General features: G+C 67.7%; 20 protein-coding genes. 14 read left to right on the top strand and 6 right to left on the bottom strand.

Features of this window, described 5'->3' with window-relative positions:
* Positions 1 to 191: 191 nt before the first annotated feature.
* From MUU56_RS26525 to MUU56_RS26515, 3 genes are read left to right on the top strand one after another with little or no spacing between them, the layout of a single operon-like run.
* The gene (locus MUU56_RS26525) at positions 192 to 929 is read left to right on the top strand and encodes a sulfite exporter TauE/SafE family protein (RefSeq protein ID WP_244770279.1); all 738 of its coding nucleotides are present in this window, start codon (positions 192 to 194) and stop codon (positions 927 to 929) included.
* 29 nt (positions 930 to 958) lie between these two features.
* Positions 959 to 2,113 (top strand): 2-methylaconitate cis-trans isomerase PrpF family protein, encoded by a 1,155-nt coding sequence (locus tag MUU56_RS26520; protein ID WP_244770278.1) that lies wholly within the window; start codon positions 959 to 961, stop codon positions 2,111 to 2,113.
* Complete coding sequence (locus MUU56_RS26515; RefSeq protein ID WP_244770277.1) at positions 2,110 to 3,507, top strand: CoA transferase; 1,398 nt, start codon at positions 2,110 to 2,112, stop codon at positions 3,505 to 3,507. The genes MUU56_RS26520 and MUU56_RS26515 overlap by 4 nt, the downstream gene beginning before the upstream one ends.
* A gap of 32 nt (positions 3,508 to 3,539) precedes the next feature.
* On the opposite strand, the gene MUU56_RS26510 is transcribed toward MUU56_RS26515, so the two are convergent.
* The gene (locus tag MUU56_RS26510) at positions 3,540 to 4,196 is read right to left on the bottom strand and encodes a GntR family transcriptional regulator (RefSeq protein WP_244770276.1); all 657 of its coding nucleotides are present in this window, start codon (positions 4,194 to 4,196) and stop codon (positions 3,540 to 3,542) included.
* 103 nt (positions 4,197 to 4,299) lie between these two features.
* Here MUU56_RS26510 and MUU56_RS26505 point away from each other — a divergent pair, with 103 nt between their 5' ends.
* From MUU56_RS26505 to rraA, 6 genes are all read left to right on the top strand, one after another.
* The gene (locus tag MUU56_RS26505) at positions 4,300 to 5,424 is read left to right on the top strand and encodes an AbrB family transcriptional regulator (RefSeq protein WP_244770275.1); all 1,125 of its coding nucleotides are present in this window, start codon (positions 4,300 to 4,302) and stop codon (positions 5,422 to 5,424) included.
* A gap of 118 nt (positions 5,425 to 5,542) precedes the next feature.
* The gene (locus tag MUU56_RS26500; protein ID WP_244770274.1) at positions 5,543 to 5,800 is read left to right on the top strand and encodes a hypothetical protein; all 258 of its coding nucleotides are present in this window, start codon (positions 5,543 to 5,545) and stop codon (positions 5,798 to 5,800) included.
* The gene (locus tag MUU56_RS26495) at positions 5,718 to 6,614 is read left to right on the top strand and encodes a LysR family transcriptional regulator (protein ID WP_244770273.1); all 897 of its coding nucleotides are present in this window, start codon (positions 5,718 to 5,720) and stop codon (positions 6,612 to 6,614) included. The genes MUU56_RS26500 and MUU56_RS26495 overlap by 83 nt, the downstream gene beginning before the upstream one ends.
* Before the next feature lie 109 nt (positions 6,615 to 6,723).
* Entirely contained in the window at positions 6,724 to 7,809 is a 1,086-nt protein-coding gene (locus tag MUU56_RS26490; RefSeq protein ID WP_244770272.1) for an Ldh family oxidoreductase, read from the top strand.
* A gap of 3 nt (positions 7,810 to 7,812) precedes the next feature.
* Entirely contained in the window at positions 7,813 to 8,790 is a 978-nt protein-coding gene (locus MUU56_RS26485; RefSeq protein WP_244770271.1) for a D-2-hydroxyacid dehydrogenase family protein, read from the top strand.
* Positions 8,787 to 9,281, top strand: coding sequence for a ribonuclease E activity regulator RraA (gene rraA / locus MUU56_RS26480; RefSeq protein WP_244770270.1), 495 nt, complete (start codon positions 8,787 to 8,789; stop codon positions 9,279 to 9,281). The genes MUU56_RS26485 and rraA overlap by 4 nt, the downstream gene beginning before the upstream one ends.
* A 72-nt stretch (positions 9,282 to 9,353) precedes the next feature.
* Here the strand turns inward: rraA and MUU56_RS26475 are convergent, their stop codons facing one another.
* The 4 genes from MUU56_RS26475 to MUU56_RS26460 form a co-directional block, all read right to left on the bottom strand.
* Positions 9,354 to 10,412 carry an isocitrate/isopropylmalate dehydrogenase family protein gene (locus MUU56_RS26475; protein WP_244770269.1) on the bottom strand — a complete coding sequence of 353 codons (1,059 nt, stop codon included), beginning with the start codon at positions 10,410 to 10,412 and terminating at the stop codon, positions 9,354 to 9,356.
* A gap of 36 nt (positions 10,413 to 10,448) precedes the next feature.
* Entirely contained in the window at positions 10,449 to 11,555 is a 1,107-nt protein-coding gene (locus MUU56_RS26470; protein WP_244770268.1) for a 4-oxalomesaconate tautomerase, read from the bottom strand.
* Positions 11,556 to 11,647: 92 nt separating this feature from the next.
* Entirely contained in the window at positions 11,648 to 13,669 is a 2,022-nt protein-coding gene (locus MUU56_RS26465) for a tripartite tricarboxylate transporter permease (protein ID WP_244770267.1), read from the bottom strand.
* A gap of 139 nt (positions 13,670 to 13,808) precedes the next feature.
* Positions 13,809 to 14,909, bottom strand: coding sequence for a Bug family tripartite tricarboxylate transporter substrate binding protein (locus tag MUU56_RS26460; RefSeq protein ID WP_244770266.1), 1,101 nt, complete (start codon positions 14,907 to 14,909; stop codon positions 13,809 to 13,811).
* 174 nt (positions 14,910 to 15,083) lie between these two features.
* Between MUU56_RS26460 and MUU56_RS26455 the strand changes: the two genes are divergently transcribed.
* On the top strand, positions 15,084 to 15,995 hold the full coding sequence (locus tag MUU56_RS26455) for a LysR family transcriptional regulator (protein WP_244770265.1): 912 nt from the start codon (positions 15,084 to 15,086) through the stop codon (positions 15,993 to 15,995).
* A 180-nt stretch (positions 15,996 to 16,175) separates the two neighbouring features.
* On the opposite strand, the gene MUU56_RS26450 is transcribed toward MUU56_RS26455, so the two are convergent.
* A complete protein-coding gene (locus MUU56_RS26450) occupies positions 16,176 to 16,364 on the bottom strand; it encodes a pirin-like C-terminal cupin domain-containing protein (RefSeq protein WP_244770264.1) in 189 nt (62 codons plus the stop codon).
* A gap of 120 nt (positions 16,365 to 16,484) precedes the next feature.
* Between MUU56_RS26450 and MUU56_RS26445 the strand changes: the two genes are divergently transcribed.
* From MUU56_RS26445 to MUU56_RS26430, 4 genes are all read left to right on the top strand, one after another.
* On the top strand, positions 16,485 to 17,597 hold the full coding sequence (locus MUU56_RS26445; protein ID WP_244770263.1) for an FAD-dependent oxidoreductase: 1,113 nt from the start codon (positions 16,485 to 16,487) through the stop codon (positions 17,595 to 17,597).
* Positions 17,598 to 17,722: 125 nt separating this feature from the next.
* Positions 17,723 to 18,349, top strand: coding sequence for a hypothetical protein (locus MUU56_RS26440; protein ID WP_244770262.1), 627 nt, complete (start codon positions 17,723 to 17,725; stop codon positions 18,347 to 18,349).
* A gap of 97 nt (positions 18,350 to 18,446) precedes the next feature.
* Complete coding sequence (locus tag MUU56_RS26435) at positions 18,447 to 20,201, top strand: alkaline phosphatase (RefSeq protein WP_244770261.1); 1,755 nt, start codon at positions 18,447 to 18,449, stop codon at positions 20,199 to 20,201.
* Between the two features lie 72 nt (positions 20,202 to 20,273).
* Positions 20,274 to 20,738: a hypothetical protein gene (locus MUU56_RS26430; RefSeq protein WP_244770260.1), complete on the top strand. Its 465-nt coding sequence runs from the start codon at positions 20,274 to 20,276 to the stop codon at positions 20,736 to 20,738.
* Position 20,739: the final 1 nt, after the last annotated feature.

Raw genomic sequence — 20,739 nt, 5'->3', positions numbered from 1 at the left:
TCGACACCCTCGACGAGGTCACATACATGAACAACGGCGGCATCCTACAAACCGTCCTCAGAGACCTCGCTGCCTGACGAGACGACGGGCACCGGGTCGCGGCCGATCCGGTGCCCATCCATGCAAGGCGGCGCCGCTGCCGCCGAACGATGCCGTGCCGGGTCTTTCGCCCGGACAATCCCGAGTTCTCCATGACCGTTGTTCTCTTCGCCGGCATGACCGTCACGGTTTTCCTGACATCGCTGCTCTCAGGCATTTTCGGCATGGCTGGCGGGATGATCCTGCTCTGGGTCCTCCTGTTCCTCGTGCCCGTCGCGACCGCGATCGCCGTGCATGGCCTGGTTCAGATGGTGTCGAACGGATCGCGGGCCTGGTTCTCGCGCGACTATCTGGACTACCGCATCCTCGCGACCCTCACGGCCGGCCTCTTCAGCGCCGCGATCCTGCTCATCCTCGTCGCCTATCGCCCGAGCCTCATCGTCGTCTCGATCGTCGTCGGCCTGCTGCCGATCCTCGTCTGGCTGCCGCTCGGCAAGCTGGAGCTCGACGCCTCTAAACCGCTGCACGCCTTTACCTGCGGCTTCCTGTCCGGCGGGCTGGCGATCGGCGTCGGCGTTTCCGGGCCGAGCATCGACGTCTTCTTCATCCGCACCAACATGGACCGGCGCACGGTCATCGCCACCAAATCCGCCATCCAGTTCCTCACCCATGCGACCAAGGTGGCCTTCTACTGGGATGCGGCGATGACGCTCTCGTCGGAGGGCTGGCTGGCGATCGCCGCGGCCGTGCCTATCGCCGTATTGGGAACGCGCTCCGGCAACATCATCCTGCACCGTATGACGGATGCCAATTTCCGCGCTTGGACGCGCTGGATCGTGACGGGGATCGGCGCCGTCTATTTCGTTTCGGGGATCATGCAGCTCGCCTGAGGGAAGAGCCCGGGCGGGGAGGAGGGAAGATGACACAGATTTTCATACCGGCTGTCTTCTATCGCGGCGGCAGCAGCAAGGGCCTCTTCTTCCATGCCCGGCACTGTCCGCAGGACCCGGCCGCGCTCGACCGGATGCTGCTCTCGGCGCTCGGCAGCCCCGACCCCTACGGCCGCCAGCTCGACGGCATGGGCGGCGGCACCTCGTCGCTGTCGAAGGCCGTCATCATCGGCCCGCCGACGCACCCGGACGCCGATGTCGACTATACGTTCGCACAGGTCGCGGTCGACCGTCCGGTCGTCGACTGGGGCGCCAATTGCGGCAACCTCTCCTCGGCCGTCGGTCCGTTCGCGGTCGATGAAGGGCTGGTGCGCGCGGCGGACGGCGAAGCGCTGGTGCGCATCCACCAGGTCAACACGAAGAAGATCATCCATGCCCGCTTTCCCGTGCGCAATGGCAAGGCCGTGACGGCAGGCGATGCCACCGTGGACGGCGTCGCGGGAACGGGGGCGCCCATCGCGCTCGACTTCCTCGATCCCGGCGGCACGGTGACATCCGGCCTCCTGCCGACGAGGCATGTTATCGAGAGGGTCGAGGTCGACGGCCGGATCTTCGAAATGTCGCTGGTCGACGCCAGCAATCCCGTCGCCTTCGTGGCGGCGGAAGACGCAGGTCTCACCGGATCGGAACATCCCGACGCCATCGAGGGCAATCGCGAGGCCATGACGCTGCTCGACCGGCTGCGCCGTGCCGCCGGCGTGCGGATGGGACTTGGCTCGATGCCGGACGGCGTCGGCCTTGCCAATCCCAAGATCGCCGTCGTCTCGGCGCCTGCCCCCTTCGTGACGCTCGACGGCCGGACCGTCGGCAGCGAGGCGCAGGACATCGCCATCCGCATGCTCTCCATGGAACGCGCACACCGGGCGGTGACGCTGACCGGCGCCATGTGTCTTGCCGTCGCCTGCCGGATCGAAGGCTCCCTGCCGCACCGGCTCTGCTCCAGGGACGCCGGCACGCAAGCCATCCGGATCGGCCATCCCTCCGGCATCGTCGCGGCCGGCGCAACCGTTTTCCCGCGCGGCAAAGGCTGGCATGTCGAGAGCGGCCGGGTCTACCGCACCGCGCGGCGCCTGATGCAGGGCGAGGTGGCCGTGGCCCCGTTCGACGGGGAGGGGAAGCCATGAGCCTCGGCGCGGCGGAAAGGCCGCTGCGTGACCTCCTCAATGCCATCGGCTGGGACGATGCGCCGGTCGAACGCCTCACCATCGAGGAGCGGCCCAAGGTGCTCGCAACACCCTGGCCGGTCGCGCCGCTCGCCGCGGCGGTGCTCGGGGCCGTGGGGCTGGCCGCCTCGCGCATCCGCGAGCTGAGGACCGGCGAGCGCCCGCGCATTTCGCTGGACATGCGGGAGGCGGAGCTTGCCATGGCGAGTTCCAGCTACCTGCTGGTGGACGGAAAGCCGGCCAAATTCCGCGATCCCTTCACCGGCTTCTATGAGGCGGCGGGAGGGGAATGGGTCTATCTGCACGGCAACTTCCCCCACCTGCGGGACGGGCTGCTCGCCCTCCTCGGCGTTGCCAACGATACCGATGCGGTGAAGGCGGCGGTGGCCGAACGCCGGGCGGACCATATCGAGGCCGAAGCGATCCGGCGCGGCCTGTGCGCCGCCCGGGTGCGGGAACGCTCGGCGTGGCTGCGCGAACCGCAGGCCGCGGCCATCGCCGCACAGCCTCTCGTGCATCTCGAACGAAACGGGGCAGCGGTCATGCCGCTACCGCAAGGCGGCGAACGGCCGCTTTCCGGCCTGCGCATGCTGGACCTCTCCCGCGTCATCGCCGGCCCCATGGCGGGGCGCACGATGGCCGAGCACGGCGCGACGGTCATGCGCATCGCCGGGCCCCGTCTTCCCTCGATCCCCTCCCTCGTGATCGACACCGGCTTCGGCAAACACGCGGCCTTCGCCGAGCTGGACACCGCGGAAGGGCAGGCGTCCTTGCGGGCGCTTGCCGCCGATGCCGATATCGTCCTCGATGCCTACCGGCCGGCATCGCTCCGCGGTCGCGGCTTCGGCCCCGATGATCTCGGCCGTCTCAATCCGCATCTCGTCCACCTCTCGCTGTCCGCCTTCTCGCTGCAAGGCCCCTGGCAGCGGCGCCGGGGCTATGACAGCCTCGTACAGGCGACGACGGGCATGGCGGCGGAGGGACGCGAGGGCAGGGGACCGGCGCTGCTGCCATGCCAGCCGCTCGATTACCTTACGGGCTACCTTGCCGCCTTCGCCGCCATGCTCGCCCTCATCCGGCGCCACGAGCAGGGCGGGCAGTGGCAGGCGACGCTTTCGCTTGCCGCGACCGCGCACTGGATGTGGCGCATGCGCGATGCCCTGGGTGACGACGCCGCGTATCCGTCCGCCAATCCGGAGGTCGCCGCCGTGGCCGATCTGCTCGATACGCACGACACCGCCTTCGGCCGCGTCACCGCCCTGCGACCGGCGCTTCGTTTCGACGGCATGCGCACCGCCTGGAGCCGCATGCCCGTGCCGCTCGGCAGCGATCCCGCCCACTGGCCGCAATCATGACGGCGGCTCGGGCGGCGGAGCAACGAAGCGCTTCAGGTCTCGCTTTTCGTGATGATGAGGCGGGCTTCCAGCGCGGCCTTGATGTGCGCGGCGGCCGCCTTTTCCGCCCCGTCCGCATCGTGCCGGCGGATCGCGTCTATGATCGCGACATGTTCGTCGGTCGCCGTCGTCGTGCGGCCCGGCTGGATGAAGGTCGTGTCGGGCAGCAGCGCGATCGTCTCCTGCAGGTCTTCCACCGCCTGGCGGAGGTAGCGGTTGCGGGCGGCGTCGTAGAGGCGTGCATGGAACTGCCGGTTCCACTGGGCGGCGACCTTGGGGTCCTCCGAGGCAGCGAATCGGGTATTGAGCCGTTCCAGATTGGCGATCTCGGCCTCTGTCGCATGGCGCGCGGCAAAGCGGGCGACGATACCCTCCAACTCCTCGCGCATCGCATAGAGCTCGAAGATCTGCTGCATGGAAAGGATCGAGACGGCGACACCCCGGCCGGGCGCCGCCTCCAGGAGGCCCTTTTCCTGCAGGCGGCCAAGCGCCTCGCGCACCGGCGTGCGACTGACGCCGAGGCGGGTCGCCACCTCCTCCTCGCGCAGCGGATCGCCCGGCCGGTAGATGCCGTCGCGAATGGCCGTCAGAATGGCCTGGTAGGTGCTCTGGCCGCGCGTCTTGGAAAGCAGGTCCTTGGATGCGGTCATGACTGGCTCTCCCGTCCGTGTGGACTTTCCGGCTACAGAAGGAAAAAGGCGTTGTCCACGGGGTTGTTTAATTGCATGCCATTGGATGCAAAGCAAAAGCGAAATGGTACGACCTGTGTCGAAGCATGAAATCCCACCCCTGAAGACGGCCGGGCATGGCAAGACCTTCCCGCTGCTTTATACCCTGCGCACGCTCGCCATCGGCACGGTCGGCGGCTGGTGCGGCTATATGCTCGGCCTGCCGCTCGGCTGGCTGCTCGGCGCAATGGTGCTGACCATGGCGCTGGCGGTTGCCGGCGTGCGCGTGAGCGCCTCGCCGAAGCCGCGCGCGGCGATGATCGCGGTGGTAGGGCTGATGGTCGGCAGCGCCTTCAAGCCGGAGGTGCTGCGCCAGGCGACCGAATGGCCGGTGAGCCTTGCCGCGGTCGCCGTCTATACGGTCATCGTCGCGGCGTTCGGCATCGTCGTGTGCCGCCGCCTCGGCCGGCTCGACCCGGCGACGGCGGCCCTGAGCGGCATGCCCGGCGGCCTCAGCGAGCTGATCTCCATGGCGCCCTCCTTCAAGGCGGATGTGCGCAGCGTGAGCATGGTGCATGCGACGCGCCTCGTTCTCCTGATCACCATCGTGCCGCTGTCGCTCACCCTTTCGGGCGCGCTTGCCGCGCTCACCGGACGCACGGTCGATCGGACGATGCACTGGGCGCTGACGCTCTCGGCCCTCGACGCCATCGTGCTCGCCGGCTGTGCCATGCTCGGCATCTTCCTTGGCCGCCGCCTCCGCCTGCCGGCGGCGAACCTTACCGGCCCGCTGGTGCTGAGCGCCGCCGCCCACATCACGGGCCTGACGGATGCGGCGGTGCCCGATCTCGTCATCGCCGTCGCACAGGTGGTGATCGGCGCGACGATCGGCCAGCACTTTGCCGGCGTCGCGCGGCGCACCATGCTGACCGGCGTGGTGCTCGGGCTGGTGCTCACCTGTTTCAGCCTCACCATGGCCGCGCTCTTCGCCATCGCCTTCGACCGCTATCTCGACATCCCCTTCGCGCTCGGCCTGCTCGCGCTGGTGCCGGGCGGGCTGCCGGAGATGAGCCTGATCGCCATCTCGCTCAATGCCGATCCGGCCTTCGTGAGCCTGCACCACCTCTGCCGCGTGGTCATCGTCGTTCTGGCGGCGCCGTCGATCCTGCCGCTCTGGTTGCGGTTGTCGGGCGGGGAGGGTAAGGGCTGAAGGCGGAAGGCGGGTGTTGCCGAGGCGCGATGCCCTCCTCGCCAACCGTCGCTACCCGCAAGCAACAGGAACCGATAGGCCATGGATATCGAGCAACCCCCAATCGGTGGAACGTGCCATGATCCTGGTCATCCTTTCCAACATCGCCTCGGCCATCGAGCGCCACCTCGCCTTCGTCCGGCGCTGCGCGGACTATTCGCTGCATCGTTTCGACGCGCGCCTCATGGCGCGGGTGTACCGCGACTTCGGCTTGGCCGACCCATCCCCGCCGCCGGCGGCATCGGAGGTGCGCCATGCAGCCCTTCGATCCGGTAACGGCGCGCCTCGTCGTCGCGGTCTCCCGGTACGGATCCATCGGGCGGGCGGCGGAGCATGAGAACATCGCGCCGTCCGCCGTCAGCCGGCGTATCAGCGAGCTGGAGGCCCGGCTCGGCGTCGCGCTGTTCGACCGCTCCCTGCAGGGCGCGCGCCTGACGCCGGCGGGCGAGGTCTATGTCGCCGGCTGCCGCGAGATCCTGCGGCAGGTCGCCGACCTCAACACGCAGATGGTCGATTTCTCGGCGGGCACGCGCGGCTCGCTGCGGCTCGCCTGCACCAGCTCCTCGCTGTCGGGCCGGCTGCCGGAGCTTCTGGCGGCCTATGCGCAGAGCCATCCCGGCATCGGCCTCGACATCCAGGAAATGTCGGCGGCCCTCGCACTCGCGGCGATGGACGACGGGCAGGCGGACATCGCCTTCGTCGCCGACAACAACGATGTCGCGCGCTTCGAGACCGAGGTCTTCGAGGACGACAACGTGCTCGTCCTGTGCTCGCCGGATCATCCGCTGGCCCCGCGCCTGCAATCGGGAAAGCCGATCAGCTTCGATGCGGTGGCCGAACACGAGGTGGTGGGCATCCACCAGAGCGGCGCGCTCGACCGGCTGCTGAACGAAGCCGCCGCCCGCAGCGGCCGGGCGCTCGGCGAGCGGGTGCGCGTCGAAACCTTCCCGTCGCTTGTGCGGATGGTGGAGGCAGGTTTCGGCATCGGCTTCCTGCGCTCGACGAGCCTGCATCTGCTTGCGGGAACGGATGTCATCAGCGTGCGCCTGTCGGACGCATGGGCAAGCCGAAAGCTGCTTTCCGTGCGGCGCGGGTCGAGTCCGCTCTCCCGGCCCATCCGCGAGTTCCTGGCGCTGGCCCGCAAGCGCTAAGGATCGAAACAGGGAGGCGGAATTTCTGGATACAATAGTATACATTGGCATCCATGGCTGATAGTCCATGATGTCGTGAGCCGCGGGGTTTCTGGAGGAGGAGGGTCGAATGCAGGCGAAGGATGGAACGATCGTGCATGCGGATGCCGCTCGGCTGGAGGCCGCGGTGGCGGGGATCTTCGCCGGCCTCGACGTCCCCGCGCAGGACGCGGCCACCGTCGCGCACTATCTGGTCCTCGCCGATCTCCGCGGCGTCGGCACCCACGGCATTTCGCGCATTCCCGTCTATGCGGACCGCCTGCGCCGCGGCCTGGTGCGCGCCCGGCCCGATATCCGCGTCACGCATCCCATGCCCGCCGCCGCACATGTCGACGGCGATGACGGCCTCGGCTTCGTCGTCGCCCGCCGGGCCATGCAGGAGGCGATCGCAGCGGCGGAACGATGCGGCATCGGCATGGCGAGCGTCCGTAACAGCGCCCATTTCGGCATGGCCGCGGCCTATCTCCTGAAGGCGATCGATGCCGGTCATGCCGCCTTCGTCTTCACCAATGCCTCGCCCAGCATGCCGGTCTGGGGCGGGCGCACGCCCTTCCTCGGCACCAGCCCCTTCGCCTTCGGCGCGCCGGGCGGCGAGGGCTCGCCGCCGATCGTGCTCGACATGGCGACCTCGGTCGTCGCGCGCGGAAAGATCCGCCGGGCGATGCAGGCGGGCGAACCGATCCCGGCCGGCTGGGCGCTCGACATCGACGGCCGGGAAACGACGGATGCCCGCCGGGCCTATGAGGGCATCGTGCTGCCGCTCGGCGGCCCGAAGGGATCGGGACTGTCGCTGATGATGGAAGTCCTTGCGGGCGTGATGAGCGGCGCGGCCTATGGCGGCAAGGTGGGCGACCAGTATCGCGATCTCGACCGGCCGCAGAATGTCGGCCACAGCTTCATCGCCTTCCGCCCTTCGCTCTTCCTCGGCGAAGATGCCTATCGAACGCGCATGTACGACCTCGTCAGCCGCGCCCGCGCCTGTCCGCGGGTGGATGACGACCAGCCGATCCTGATGCCGGGCGAGCCGGAGGCGAACCGGATGAAAACACGGCTGGCCGAGGGAATCCCGCTCACCGCGGCCGACCTTGCCATGCTGCGTGAGCAGGCGGGCCTTGCCGGCCTCTCGATCGACCTCGACACGCTTGGAAAGGCCTGAGCCATGCTGCGGATCGCGATCCTCGACGACTATCAGGATGTGGCGCTCACCCTTGCCGACTGGGCCTTGCTCGGTGACGACTACGAGATCGTCCGCTTCGGCCGCAACCTTGCGAGCGAGGACGAGGCCGCGGCCGCACTCGCCGGCTTCGACGTGCTGTGCCTCATGCGCGAGCGCATGCCGCTGTCCGCCGCGCTGATCGAGCGGCTGCCGGCGCTGAGGCTGATCGTGGTCACCGGCGCGCGCGTGCGCACCATCGACATGGAGGCCGCCGTCGCCCGCGGCATCACCGTCTGCCACACCCATGCCGGCGAATCCGCCCATGCGACGCCGGAGATCGCCTGGGGGCTTATCCTCTCGCTCGCCCGGTCGATCCCCGAGGAGGACGCCCGCATCCGCGCCGGCGGCTGGCAGCACACGGTGGGAACCGTGCTCGGCGGCAAGACGCTGGGACTGGTCGGGCTCGGCAAGCTCGGTGGCCGCATGGTGCCGATCGCCAAAGCCTTCGGCATGGAGGTGATCGCCTGGAGCCAGAACCTGACGGACGCGCGCGCCGCAGAGGCCGGCGCCCGCCGCGTCGACAAGGAGACCCTGTTTCGCGAGGCCGACGTGGTCTCGCTGCACCTCATTCTCGGCGAGCGCAGCCGGCACACCGTCTCCGCCGCCGAACTCGGCCAAATGAAACAGGGGGCATGGCTGATCAACACCGCGCGCGGCCCGCTGGTCGACGAGGCGGCGCTCATCGAGGCGCTGCGGCAAGGCCGCATCAAGGCCGGGCTCGACGTCTTCGACATCGAGCCGCTGCCGGCCGATCATCCGCTGCGCACCATGCCGAACACCGTGCTGACGCCGCATCTCGGCTATGTCACCGAAGGCGCCTATGCCGCCTTCTACCGCGACACGGTGGACAATATCAGGGCCTGGCGCGACGGTGCGCCCGTGCGGGTGCTCGCCGCACCGAAGACGGAGGAAAGAACGTGACGGACATCATCAAGACGGCGGATCTGGTCGACAGCAACGATGCCGAGGTGCGCTTCTGCGAGATGCAGTGGAAATCCTACGGCCGGCGCAAGGGCTTCCATGGCGAGATCGTCACGCTGAAGACCTTCGAGGACAACCGACTGCTGCGCGCGACGCTGGAGGAAAACGGCACGGGCAAGGTGCTCGTCGTCGATGGCGCCGGCTCGCTGCGCTGCGCGCTGGTGGGCGACCAGATCGCCGCCCTCGGCCAGGCGAACGGCTGGCAGGGCCTCCTGATCAACGGCGCGATCCGCGACAGCGCCGATATCGACGCCATGGATTTCTGCGTGATGGCGCTCGGCCAGGCACCCAAGAAGAGCGGCAAGACCGGCCATGGCGCCCGCGACGTGCCGCTCGTCTTCGGCAATGTCGAATTTCGCCCGGGGGCCTATCTCTATGCGGACGCCGATGGCGTGCTGGTGGCGGACGGACCGGTGCATCCGGCCGACTGACCAGGGCCACGCGAGGAGGCGAAGTTGCTGCGGCACCGGGGCAGGCGCCCCGGTGCCGTTTTCCTTGCCGGCCTAGCCGAGGGCCGCAACGACCGTTTCGGTGAACTGCGCCGTGCCGAGCGGTCCGCCAAGGTCCCGGGTGCGGGTGGTGGCATCGGCGAGAACCCGGTCGATGGTTTCCTCGATGAGGGCTGCGGCTTCGATGTAACGCGCGTCGCCGGCGCGTTCGCCGTGCCAGCGCAGCAGCATCGCGGCCGACAGGACCATCGACGTCGGGTTCGCCTTGTCCTGCCCGGCGATATCGGGTGCCGAGCCGTGCTGGGCCTGCGCGGCGGCATGATCGGCACCGGCATTCAGCGAGCCGGCGAGGCCAAGGCTGCCGGAGAGCTCGGAGGCGAGATCGGAGAGCGTGTCGCCGTAGAAATTGGTGGTGCAGATGACGTCGTAGCGGCTCGCATCGCGCACGAGCAGCGCCGCCATCGCGTCGATCAGCACCTCTTCGAGCTCCACGTCGGGATAATCGGCGGCGACCTTGCGCACCTCCTTCAGGAAGAGCCCGTCGGTCAGCACGAAGGCATTGGCCTTGTGCACCGCCGTCACCTTGCGGCGGCGCGCCCGCGCCAGCGCGAAGGAGGCCCTGGCGATGCGTTCGATCGCCCTTACCGTGACCTTGCGCATCGAGATCGCCACGTCCTCCGTCGGCATGTATTCACCGGTTCCGGCAAACATGTTCCGATCGGGATACATGCCCTCCGTCGCCTCGCGCATGATGACGAGGTCCATGTCCGTGCCGCGGTGGAAGACACCCTTGCGGGTGCGGGCCGGGCGGATATTGGCGAAGAGGTCGAGCTGGGTGCGGAAGGCGGCCGAGACGTTGATGCCGCCCCTGTCGCGCGGCGGATAGTCGAGATGGGAGATCGGGCCGAGCAGGGTTCCGTCCATGCCGCGGGCCTCGTCGAGCAGATCCGCGGGCAGCGTCGTGCCGGTCTTCTCCAGCGAGACGAAGCCGATGTCGCGCGTCGTGTAGCGGAAGCCGAAGGCGAAGCGGCGGTCGACGGCATCCAGCACCGCGACGGTGGCGCCGACGATTTCCGGGCCGATCCCATCACCCGGAAGAACAAGCAGTTTCATGATTCCATAAACTCCAGAAACAGAGGTACCCGTGACTCAGGCCGCAGGGGATGCCGGCAGCAGGGTCGCCGCCGGCACGAAGATGTTGCCCTGCATCAGCTTGCGCGCGGTGCGCACCACCCCGCCGCTGATGATCTCGACGGCATTGCCGTGCGGCTTGCTCGTCATGGCGACATCGATGAGACCCGTCGGATGCTCGATGACCACGGTACAATCGTCCCCCTGCGGCCGTTCTGCAAGGCCATCCGCCACGGTGCCGGGCACCAGCACGCAGGAGGAGACGCAGAGGCCGCCCGTCACCGCGAAGGCCGCATGCGTCTTGTGCGGCACGAAATAGCGCGCGGCGACGTTCCCGCCCTCCCGCGGCGCGCCCAGCATGGCCATTTTCGGCACCACCTTGCCGGTGACGTCGCCGAGCCCCATGCGGCGGCCGGCCTCCATGCGCATCGCTTCCATGCGTGCGAAGAAGGCCCCGTCGGCATCGAGTTCGGCGGCGCTCTCGTAGCCCGTCTTGCCGACATCGGCGGCGCGCACGATCATCATCGGCACCGCGACGTCGATGAGCGTCACATCGACCCCCTCGATTTTCTCCATCGGCTTGCCGGTGGGCAGCAGCGCGCCGGTCTTCGAGCCGACGATATCCATGAAATTGAGCCGGATCTCCGCCGCCGTGCCCGGCACGCCGTCGATGCGGGCATCACCCTCGTAATTGACGGCGCCGTCCGGCGTCTCGACGATCGCCTCGATGCGGCTCTGGGTGTTGATGTCGTAGATGACGACGCTGGTCTTCGCCCCGCCGACCGGCACCATGCCCGTCTCGATGGCGAAGGGGCCGACGCCGGACAGCATGTTGCCGCAGGAGGGCGAGGTGTCGACGATCGCCTTGTCGACGGAGACCTGGGCGAAGAGATAGTCGACATCGACCCCCTCGCGGCTCGACGGGCCGACCATCGCGACCTTGCTCGTCAGCGTGTCCGCGCCGCCGAGGCCGTCGATCTGGCGGATATCGGGCGAGCCCATCGCCGCCAGCAGGACGCGCGCGCGGATATCGGGATCCTGCGGAATATCCTGCATCTTGAAGTAAGGCCCTTTCGACGTTCCACCACGCATGAGGATGCAGGGGATGGGATGTTGTGCTGGCATGATGCCCTCGCTGATTGATGTAGACAATTGGATGCAATTGCACACCTTGAAAACCGGCGTGCGAGCCCCGGCATCGCCGCCGGGGCCGAAGGTCAGCGCAGCGGCCAGACCAGCTGGTCGTAGAACTGGTTCTGCAAGAGGCCGCCCGGCAGGTTCATGTGCAGGATCGACGTCAGCAGCAGCACCAGGCCGACGGCGGCGGCGGTCAGCACCAGCGTCTGCAGCCAGCTCGACCTGGCGACGACCTTCAGGAAGGCGACGAAGAAGCCGATCAGCGCCAGCGTGAAGCCGACGAGGCCGATGGCTGCGACGAAGCCGACCAGCCAGCCGACGAAGCGCCAGAGGCTGCCGCTCGTCGTGCCGTCGTCGAGATCGAAGTTCATGTTGCCGGCCGTGCCGCGCCCCGTGGCTCCGCGGACCTGCCAGAACAGCACGGTGGCGGCCGTCAGCAGGCCCACCATGCCCACGGCGATCGGGAAGACGGCATCGAGGAACGAGTTCTCCGCACCTTCGACGATGGTGAAGACAAAGAAGGCGACGGCGATGGCGGTGAAGACGACCTGCGGCCAGAGGTTCCTTGCGGCAGCCGTCTCGTCCTCCTCGCGCTCGAACTCGATGTCGGTGGTGATGCCGCCCGGCACGGCCTCCTTCTGGCGCATGCGCGAGCGGCTGGTGAACCAGAGCGAGGCGATCGTGACGAGCGCGATGACGATGGCGATCGGGCGCAGCGGGAAGCCGTAGCCGTAGAACTGCACCGCCTGGTAGAAGTAGGTCTCGACCTGGCCGGCAAGCACGAAGCCGATGAGGAAGGCGGGGCGCGGCCAGCCGAAGCGCTTGAGGAAGATACCGGTGAGCGCGACGACCAGCAGTGCCACGATATCCTCGAACGACCGGGTCGACTGGAACGCGCCGAATACGATGATGAGGATCATGAAGGGCGCGAAGAGCACGAAGCGGATGGTGGTCAGCCGCGCGATGCTGGGCGACAGGGCGATGCAGGCCGCGGTGCCGACGACATTGGCGAGCGCCAGCGTCCAGACGACCGTATAGGTGAGGTTGAGGTCGCGGTTCGGATCGGCCATGCCGGGGCCGGGCTGGAGCCCGATCAGGATCATCGCCGCCAGGAAGATCGCCATGGAGCCGGAGCCGGGGATGCCGAAGAGAAGGGTCGGGATGAGGTTGCCGCCGGCGCAGGAATTGTTTGCCGCCTCCGGGCCGATGACACCGCGGATGTCGCCCTTGCCGAACTGCGACTTGTCCTTGGCGGTCTGCACGGTGTGGCCATAGGAGATCCAGTCGGAAACGCTGCCGCCGAGGCCGGGCATCAGGCCGACGCAGGCGCCGATCGTCGAGCAGCGCAGCGTCAGCCATTTCTCCCGCCAGGTATCGCGTACGCCGTCCAGCCAGCCGCGGCCGAGCTTGCCCGTGCTCGAAATGCTCGAATTGCCGCGCAGCAGGTCGAGCACTTCCGGCAGGGCGAAGATGCCGAGGCCGATGATGGTGATCTCCAGGCCGCTCATCAGGTAGAGAGAGCCGAAGGTCATGCGCTCGCCGCCATTGGCCGGCGCCGTGCCGATCGCGCCGAAGGCGAGGCCGAGTGTACAGGCGGCGATGCCCTTCGCCAGGCTGCTGCCCGAGAGCACGCCGACCATAGAGAGGCCGAAGATCGCCAGCATGAAGAGTTCCGCCGAGGTGAAGCTGAGGATCAGCGGCCGGGCGACGATGACGATGCCGGTGAGACAGAGCGCGCCGAAGAGGCCGCCGATCATCGAAGCCGAGAAGGAGGCGCTGAGCGCGCGGGCCGCTTCCCCCTTGCGGGCGAGCGGAAAGCCGTCGAGCACGGTCGCCTGCGAGGCGGACGAGCCGGGAATGCCCATGAGAATGCAGGAGAAGGTATCGGAGGTCGGAATGACCGCCAGGAGGCCGACCATCATGGCGATCGCCGCGGTCGGTTCCATGCCGTAGACGAAGGGCAGCAGCAGCGACATGCCGGCAATGCCGCCGAGGGCCGGCAGAATGCCGACGATAAGGCCGACCGCGACACCGATCATCATGTAACCGAGATGGTGGAGGGTCAGCAGGTTGTGGAGCGAAGTGACGAAGACATCGATCACTGTGGCTGTCCTTTCGATAGCAACAGGTGCGAGACGGCGCGGGTGCTCCGGCCTCGTCAGTGTCGGCAGATGGCTGTTCGGGCCCGGTGGCTGCGGGCGGGCGTGCCCGCCGCCCTTCGGCGGCGGGGGGCGCTTCCGGTCAGAGTTTGACCTGATATTCCGTCGTCAGGAAGTTGCGCACCCATTCGCGCGCTTCCGGCTTGATCGACGTCGCCACCGCATAGAGCTTCTCGATATCGTCGCCGACGGCCTGCTCATAGTCGCCGAGGACATCGGCCTTGGCCTTCTGCAGCTCGGGATCGGCCACCGCGTCGGCAAAGGCCTTGCGGTAGGTCGCAACGATGTCGTCCGGCGTGCCTTCCGGCAGCATGCAGGGTTTCTGGGCCGCAAAGCCGGAACCGAAGAAGGCGAGATAGGCGTCGTATTCCACCCCGGACGGCTTCTGGCCGTGCATCATCTCATAGGCTTCGACGAAGTGCGGCAGGTCGGGGAAAGTCGGGTCGCGCGCGACATTGCCCTCGGCGTCGAGAACGCCCCAGGAGAACATCGGCACGGCGGTGTCGGCCTCGACGAGCGGGGTGACGTTGGTGAGGTAGGCCGACGAGGTCTGGTAGTCGATCGTCGCTTCGCCGCGCTCGAAGGCAAGCCGCCCGTCGCCGCGCCCCTGCATGCCGAAGACATGGCGGACATTGAGGCCGAGCAGGCGGAAGGCGAGCATCGGCACGAGGTCGAGCGAGGTCGCGCCCTGGCTGCCATAGACCAGTTCCTGGTCCTTGATCTTGCCAAGGTCGGCCGGTGACTTCACCTCGAACTTGGCGGGCAGATAACAGACGCCGCCGGTGGGCGAGACGAGCACGGGGATCAGCTTGGCATAGTCGTAACGCACGCGCGGATCGCCGAGCAGGAACGGGAACTGCGTCGAGCCGGAGGTGCCGAGGATGGCAAGCCCATCCGGCCGGGCGCGGGCGACGAACTCGTTCGAGCCGGTGATCGATCCGCCGCCCGGCACGTTGCGCACGACGACATTGGGGTTGCCCGGCAGATATTTCGACAGGTACGGTGCGAAGAAGCGGGCCCAGACATCCGAGCCGCCGCCCTCGGAGAACGGCATCCACCATTCCACCGTCTTGCCGGCGAAATCGACGGATGCCTGAGAAAAGGCGGGGCGCGCTCCCACAAGCCCCAGAGCCGCGGCGGCGGAGCCGGCGGCCAGCAGTTGACGACGCGTGAAATCAGCCATGTTTTTCCTCCCACGATGGCAATGCGTTCAAATGTATACAAAGGTACACATGAAAGTCGGAAACGCCAAGCCCGTGATCGCCCCGGGCAGACATCATCCCTTCTTTCTCCCTTGAAGGGTATGCGCCACCTGGATTATTAAGTTAAGTGCAAAATTTTGGACCACTGATGCACAATGCGCATTAATTGCGAAATCCTCGACCTTCGTGCCTTTCTTGCCGTGGTGGAGCTGGAGAGCTTCCACCGGGCGGCGGAAGCCCTCAACCTGTCGCAACCGGCGCTCAGCCGCCGCATCCAGAAGCTGGAAGCCTCCATCGGCGCTCCGCTGCTCGAACGCACCACCCGGCACGTCTCCCCGACGGCGCTCGGCCTCGAATTGATGCCGCTCGTGCAGCGCATGCTGGAGGAGTTCGACGGCTCGCTCTTCGCCGCCCGGGACCGGGGGCTCCGGCGCAGCGAGCTGGTAACGATCGCCTGCCTGCCGACGGCGGCCTTCTATTTCCTGCCGACCGTGATCAAGCAGTTCAACCAGGAATATCCCGACATCCGCTTCCGCATCCTCGACCTGACGGCGACCGAGGGGTTGCAGGCCGTCTCGCGCGGGGAGGTGGAATTCGGCATCAATTTCATGGGAACGTCGGATCCCGATCTCCTCTTCGACCGCATCGCCGAGGATCCGTTCGTGCTGGCGGCGCGGCGCGACCATCCGCTGGCGGCGCGGCAGGAGGTCGGCTGGACGGACCTTGCGCCCTACCGGCTGATCACCGTGCACCGCTCCAGCGGCAACCGCACCATGCTGGACGCGGCGCTGGCGCGCGCCAATATCGAGCTGCGCTGGTCCTACGAGGTGACGCACCTGTCGACGTCCCTCGGCCTGGTGGAGGCGGGCCTCGGCATTTCCGTGCTGCCGCGCACGGCAACCCCGGGGCCTGACCACCCCATCATCGTCACGCGGCCGCTGGGCGCTCCCCGGATTTCCCGAACCATCGGCATCGTGCGCCGCCGCGCCGCCACGCTCTCGCCCGCCGCCGAACATTTCCGGCGCATGCTGGTGGGAACCTGGCAGGGCGCCGGGGCCGATGGCTGAGGGCATCCAGCGAAACGAAGAATCGGCAACGGTCTGGAACAGGACGCTCTGGTGGTCGATCAGCAGCAAGACGGTGTCGTCGACATCGGTGACCGGGCGCTGACCGTTGGTGGGGCAGGGGCCGGAAACATTTCCGGCCCGGTCTGCCTCGGGCGAGGGGCGTCGAGGACACGCTGGGGATCAGGCGGCGATCGGGCGGAACCTGCCGGCGCGGAAATCTGCAAAGGCCTGCTGCAATTCTTCCGGCGTGTTCATGACGAAGGGGCCGCGCATGGCGACCGGCTCGCCGAGCGGCGCACCGCTCAGCACCAGAACCGTCGCGTCGCTCTCGGCCTCAAGGCTGAAGGCGCCGTCCGTGCGGTTACGCAATCCTGGCCAAGGCCGAGCAACACGCGCGAACGACGTGACCGTCCCGAAAGGATCCCGGTTTCGTCCGGGGCGGGAATAGGGTATCGGAGGGCTCGCGCAGCCGAAGCAACGGGGATCGACTTGCCATCCGCAACGCCAGCGAACGAGGCGAGCCTGCGTGCCGCCATCAAGATCGACATCGTGGTCATCGGCGCCGGCCAGGCGGGGTTGTCCTCGGCCTACCATCTCCTGAAACTCGGCCTCAAGCCGGGCCGCAACTTCATCGTTCTCGACAGGAACGAGAAGCCCGGTGGCGCCTGGCAGCACCGCTGGCCCTCGTTGACGCTGAGCACGGTCAACCGTGTGCACGACTTGCCGGGCATGGGCTTTTCCGAAGTGGTGCCGGCGGGGGAGACCGAGGCCAAGGCCTCCGTGGCGGTGCCCGATTATTTCGCCGCCTACGAGGAGCGGTTCCGGCTGCCGGTCTATCGTCCGGTCACGGTCAAGGTGGTCTGCGACCGCTTCGAGCGGCTGCGGGTGGAGACGGATCGCGAGGCCTTTTCGGCCCGCGGCCTCATCAATGCCACCGGAACCTGGGAAAGCCCGCAGATCCCGGACTATCCCGGTGCCGCGCTGTTCCAGGGCCGGCAGCTTCATTCCCGCGACTACCGCACGGCCGATGAATTCGCGGGCCAGCATGTCGTCATCGTCGGCAGCGGCATTTCCGCGCTCCAGCATCTCGACGAGATCTCCAAGGTGACGACGACAAGCTGGGTCACGCGCCGCGAACCGCAGTTCCGCGATACGCCGTTCACGCCGGAAGACGGCCGCGCGGCCGTCGCCATCGTCGAGGACAAGGTGCGCAACGGCCTGGTCCCGGGCTCCGTCGTCTCCGTCACCGGCATTCCCTGGACACCGGCGCTGCGGGCCGCCGCCGCGCGCGGCGCACTGAAGCGCCTGCCCATGTTCAGCGAGATCACCGCGAACGGCGTGCGCTGGCCGGACGGCACGGAGCAGAGGGCCGATGTCATCCTCTGGGCGACCGGCTTTCGCAGCTCGCTCGACCATCTCGCCCCCCTGCAATTGCGCGGGGAGAAGGGCGGCATCGTCATGGCCGGACGCCTCGCCACGCAGGTCGGGAAGGACCCGCGCATCCATCTCGTCGGCTACGGCCCCTCCGCCTCCACCATCGGCGCCAACCGCGCGGGCGCGGCGGCGGCGCGCGAGCTTGCGACCCATCTCGGCCTATTGTGAGCCCTGCACGGGCCGCGGCGTCGGAACGGCACAGGCGGCTGCGATCGAGCCGCGCCTTGAAAGGAAGACGACGAGTGCCGCTTGGGGATAGGATGGCGCATCGTCCCTGATCCCGGTGGAGCACCATGCCCCTTCAAAACCGCGTCACCCCCTTCGGCGAGATCGTCGCGCTCCCGCAGCGCGGCCTCTTTACCGGCAATCGCGGCATCATCCATGACCCGGCGACGAAGACGCTGCTTTCGAAGCGTTGGGCGTCCAGGGCCTGGCTGGTCTGCCTCTGCGACTTCCAGGGCCGCCGCCGGGAGGTGATGGGAGGGCGGAGCTGGACCGAGCTGTTCTTCCTCGACGAGGCGGTCGCACTTGCCGCCGGCCATCGGCCCTGCTTCTTCTGCCGCAGGGAGGCAGCGCAGCGCTTCCAGGCATGCTGGGCATCGGCGAAGGACGAGCCGCCGCCAGCCGCCGGCGCAATGGATGCCGTCCTGCACGGCGAACGCCTGGAGCGCCGGAGCAAGCGCCTGCACCCGATCGCCGGGCCGCTGGCGGCGCTTCCCGACGGCGCCGTCGTGGCGGCGGGCGGGCACGCCTTCACGCTTCGTGCCGGCCTCGCCCACCGCTGGACCGCCGAAGGCTACGCCCTACCGCAACGCCTCGACAGCGCGGATGCCGTGCTGACGCCGCCGTCGACGGTCATGGCCCTCAGTGCCGGCTATCGGCCCGTCTTCCATCCATCGATCGAGCGAGGCCCGGTTTGAGCGACGATCACAGGAGTGTCACGGCCGTGTAATACGCCTGTCATCCAGGCTTTCTATGCGCAGGGGGCCAACGCACCGCTCAAGAGAGGCTCCTCCCATGCGTGAACTCATCCTCGCCCTGGCATCGGCAACGATCCTGGCCGGCACTGCAAACGCCGCAACCGTCTACCCCATCGATCGCGCGACGATCCTCGTCGGCTCGCCATTCGACTTCAAGGTCGAGTTCGATGCGGTCGTGACACCGGAAGACGTGAAGGTCACCGTCAACGGCAAGGACTATGCCGACGTCTTCGGCAAGGCCGCCGAATTCGTCGCGGAGGAAAAGGGCGCCGAGGACAAGGTGCTGGGTTCGGCGCTCATCCTGCGCGACCTGGCGATCGGCACGGCCGGCGCCTACACGGTCGAGGTTTCCGCCGGCGGCGAAACGCAGTCGGTCAACTGGGAGGTCTACGAGACCGCCGCCCAGCCGAAGGCGAAGAACATCATCTTCCTGATCGCCGACGGCCTGTCCGTCGCCCACCGCACCGGCGCGCGCATCATGTCCAAGGGCATGACCGAGGGCAAGGCGAACGGCCGTCTGGCGATGGACGACATCCCGCCGGTCGCCTTCATCGGCACGTCCTCCACCCATTCGATCGCCACGGACAGTGCCAACACCATGTCGGCCTACATGACCGGCCACAAGTCGCGCGTCAACGCACTCGGCGTCTACGCCGACCGCACGCCGGCAAGCCTCGACGACCCGAAGGTCGAGACCATTGCCGAGGCGCTGCGCCGGAACACCAAAAAGTCCATCGGCATCGTCTCCACCTCGGAACTTCAGGATGCGACACCCGCCGCGCTCGTCGCCCATACGCGCAAGCGTGCCGACAAGGCCGAGATCGTCGGCATGATGCTCGACGTCAAGCCGGACGTCCTGCTCGGCGGCGGCTCGGCCTATTTCCTCTCCAAGGATGTGCCGGGCTCCAAGCGCAAGGACGACAAGGACTATATCGCCGAGTTCCGTAATGCCGATTATGCAATCGCGACCGACAAGGCCGAGCTCGCCGCGGCCGCAGGATCGAACCAGGAGCGTCTGCTCGGCCTGTTCCACACCGGCAATCTGGATGTGACCCTCGACCGCGAATTCCTCAAGAAGGGCACCGTCGACAAGTTCCCGAGCCAGCCCGGCCTCGTCGACATGACCAGGGCCGCGCTCGACAAGCTTTCCAAGAACCCGGAAGGCTTCTTCGTGATGGTGGAGGCCGCGTCGGTCGACAAGATGAGCCACCCGCTCGACTGGGACCGCGCGCTTGTCGAGACGATCGAGTTCGACAAGGCCGTCGGCGTTGCCCGCGAATTCGCCGAGAAGAACCCGGACACGCTGATCGTCGTGACCGGCGACCACACGCACGGCGTCGCCATCATCGGCACGGTCGATGACGAGAAGCCCGGCGAGGTGATGCGCGAGAAGGTCGGCACCTATGACGATGCCGGCTTCCCGAACTACGAGGACAAGGACGGCGACGGCTATCCGGACCGCATCGACGTCTCGCGCCGCCTGTTCCTGGCCGCCAACAACGGCCCGGATCATTACGAGACCTTCCGCCCGAAGCTGGACGGCCCGTTCGTGCCGGCCGTGCAGAACGAGGCGAAGGAATACGTCGCCAACGAGGCCTACAAGGATGTGCCCGGCGCCGTCTTCGTCGAGGGTAACATCCCGAAGGAAGGCGACACGGGCGTGCATGCCGTGGACGACGTCGTGCTGCAGGCCGCAGGTCCCGGCTCGGAAGGGTTCCGCGGCTACATGGAGCAGAGCGACGTCTACCGCGTGCTGGCCGATGCCTTCGCGCTCGGCGTGCCGAAGGAATGACACCAGACCTTGCTGGGCAGGCGGCCCGCGCCGCCTGTCCACGCTCCTGCCGATAAAGAAGGAGGCCTGGCCATGACGCAGATGGACCGCGTGTCGTTCGAGAGGCGCCGGCTGCTTTGCGCGCTGGCGGCCTTGCCCGCTCTCGCCCTTTCCCGCCCGGCCCTTGCCGGCGAAACGCTCGGCTTCGGCGAACTCTACAAGAGTTTCGGCGTGCTCGGCCTCGAATTCTCCGACAAGGTGAAGCGGCTGAACGGGCGGGAGGTCGCCATGAAGGGTTTCATGGCCCCGCCGCTGAAGGCCGAGGCGAATTTCTTCGTGCTCACCGAAATCCCGATGTCGCTCTGCCCCTTCTGCTCCTCGGATGCCGACTGGCCGGACAATATCCTCGTCGTCTATCTCGCCGAAAAACAGACCTTCGTGCAGTACAATGCGCCGATCGAGGCGCGGGGCATGCTGGAATACGGCTCGTGGGTCGATCCCGAAACCGGATTCGTCAGCCAGCTGCGCCTGCGCGATGCCGCATTCGAGACGGTCTGAC

The organism is Shinella yambaruensis, from assembly GCF_022899355.1.
In the GTDB taxonomy this organism is placed as follows: Bacteria; Pseudomonadota; Alphaproteobacteria; order Rhizobiales; family Rhizobiaceae; genus Shinella; species Shinella yambaruensis.
Note: the sequence above shows the minus strand (reverse complement) of the source record. Positions and strands in the feature narration are given on the sequence as shown.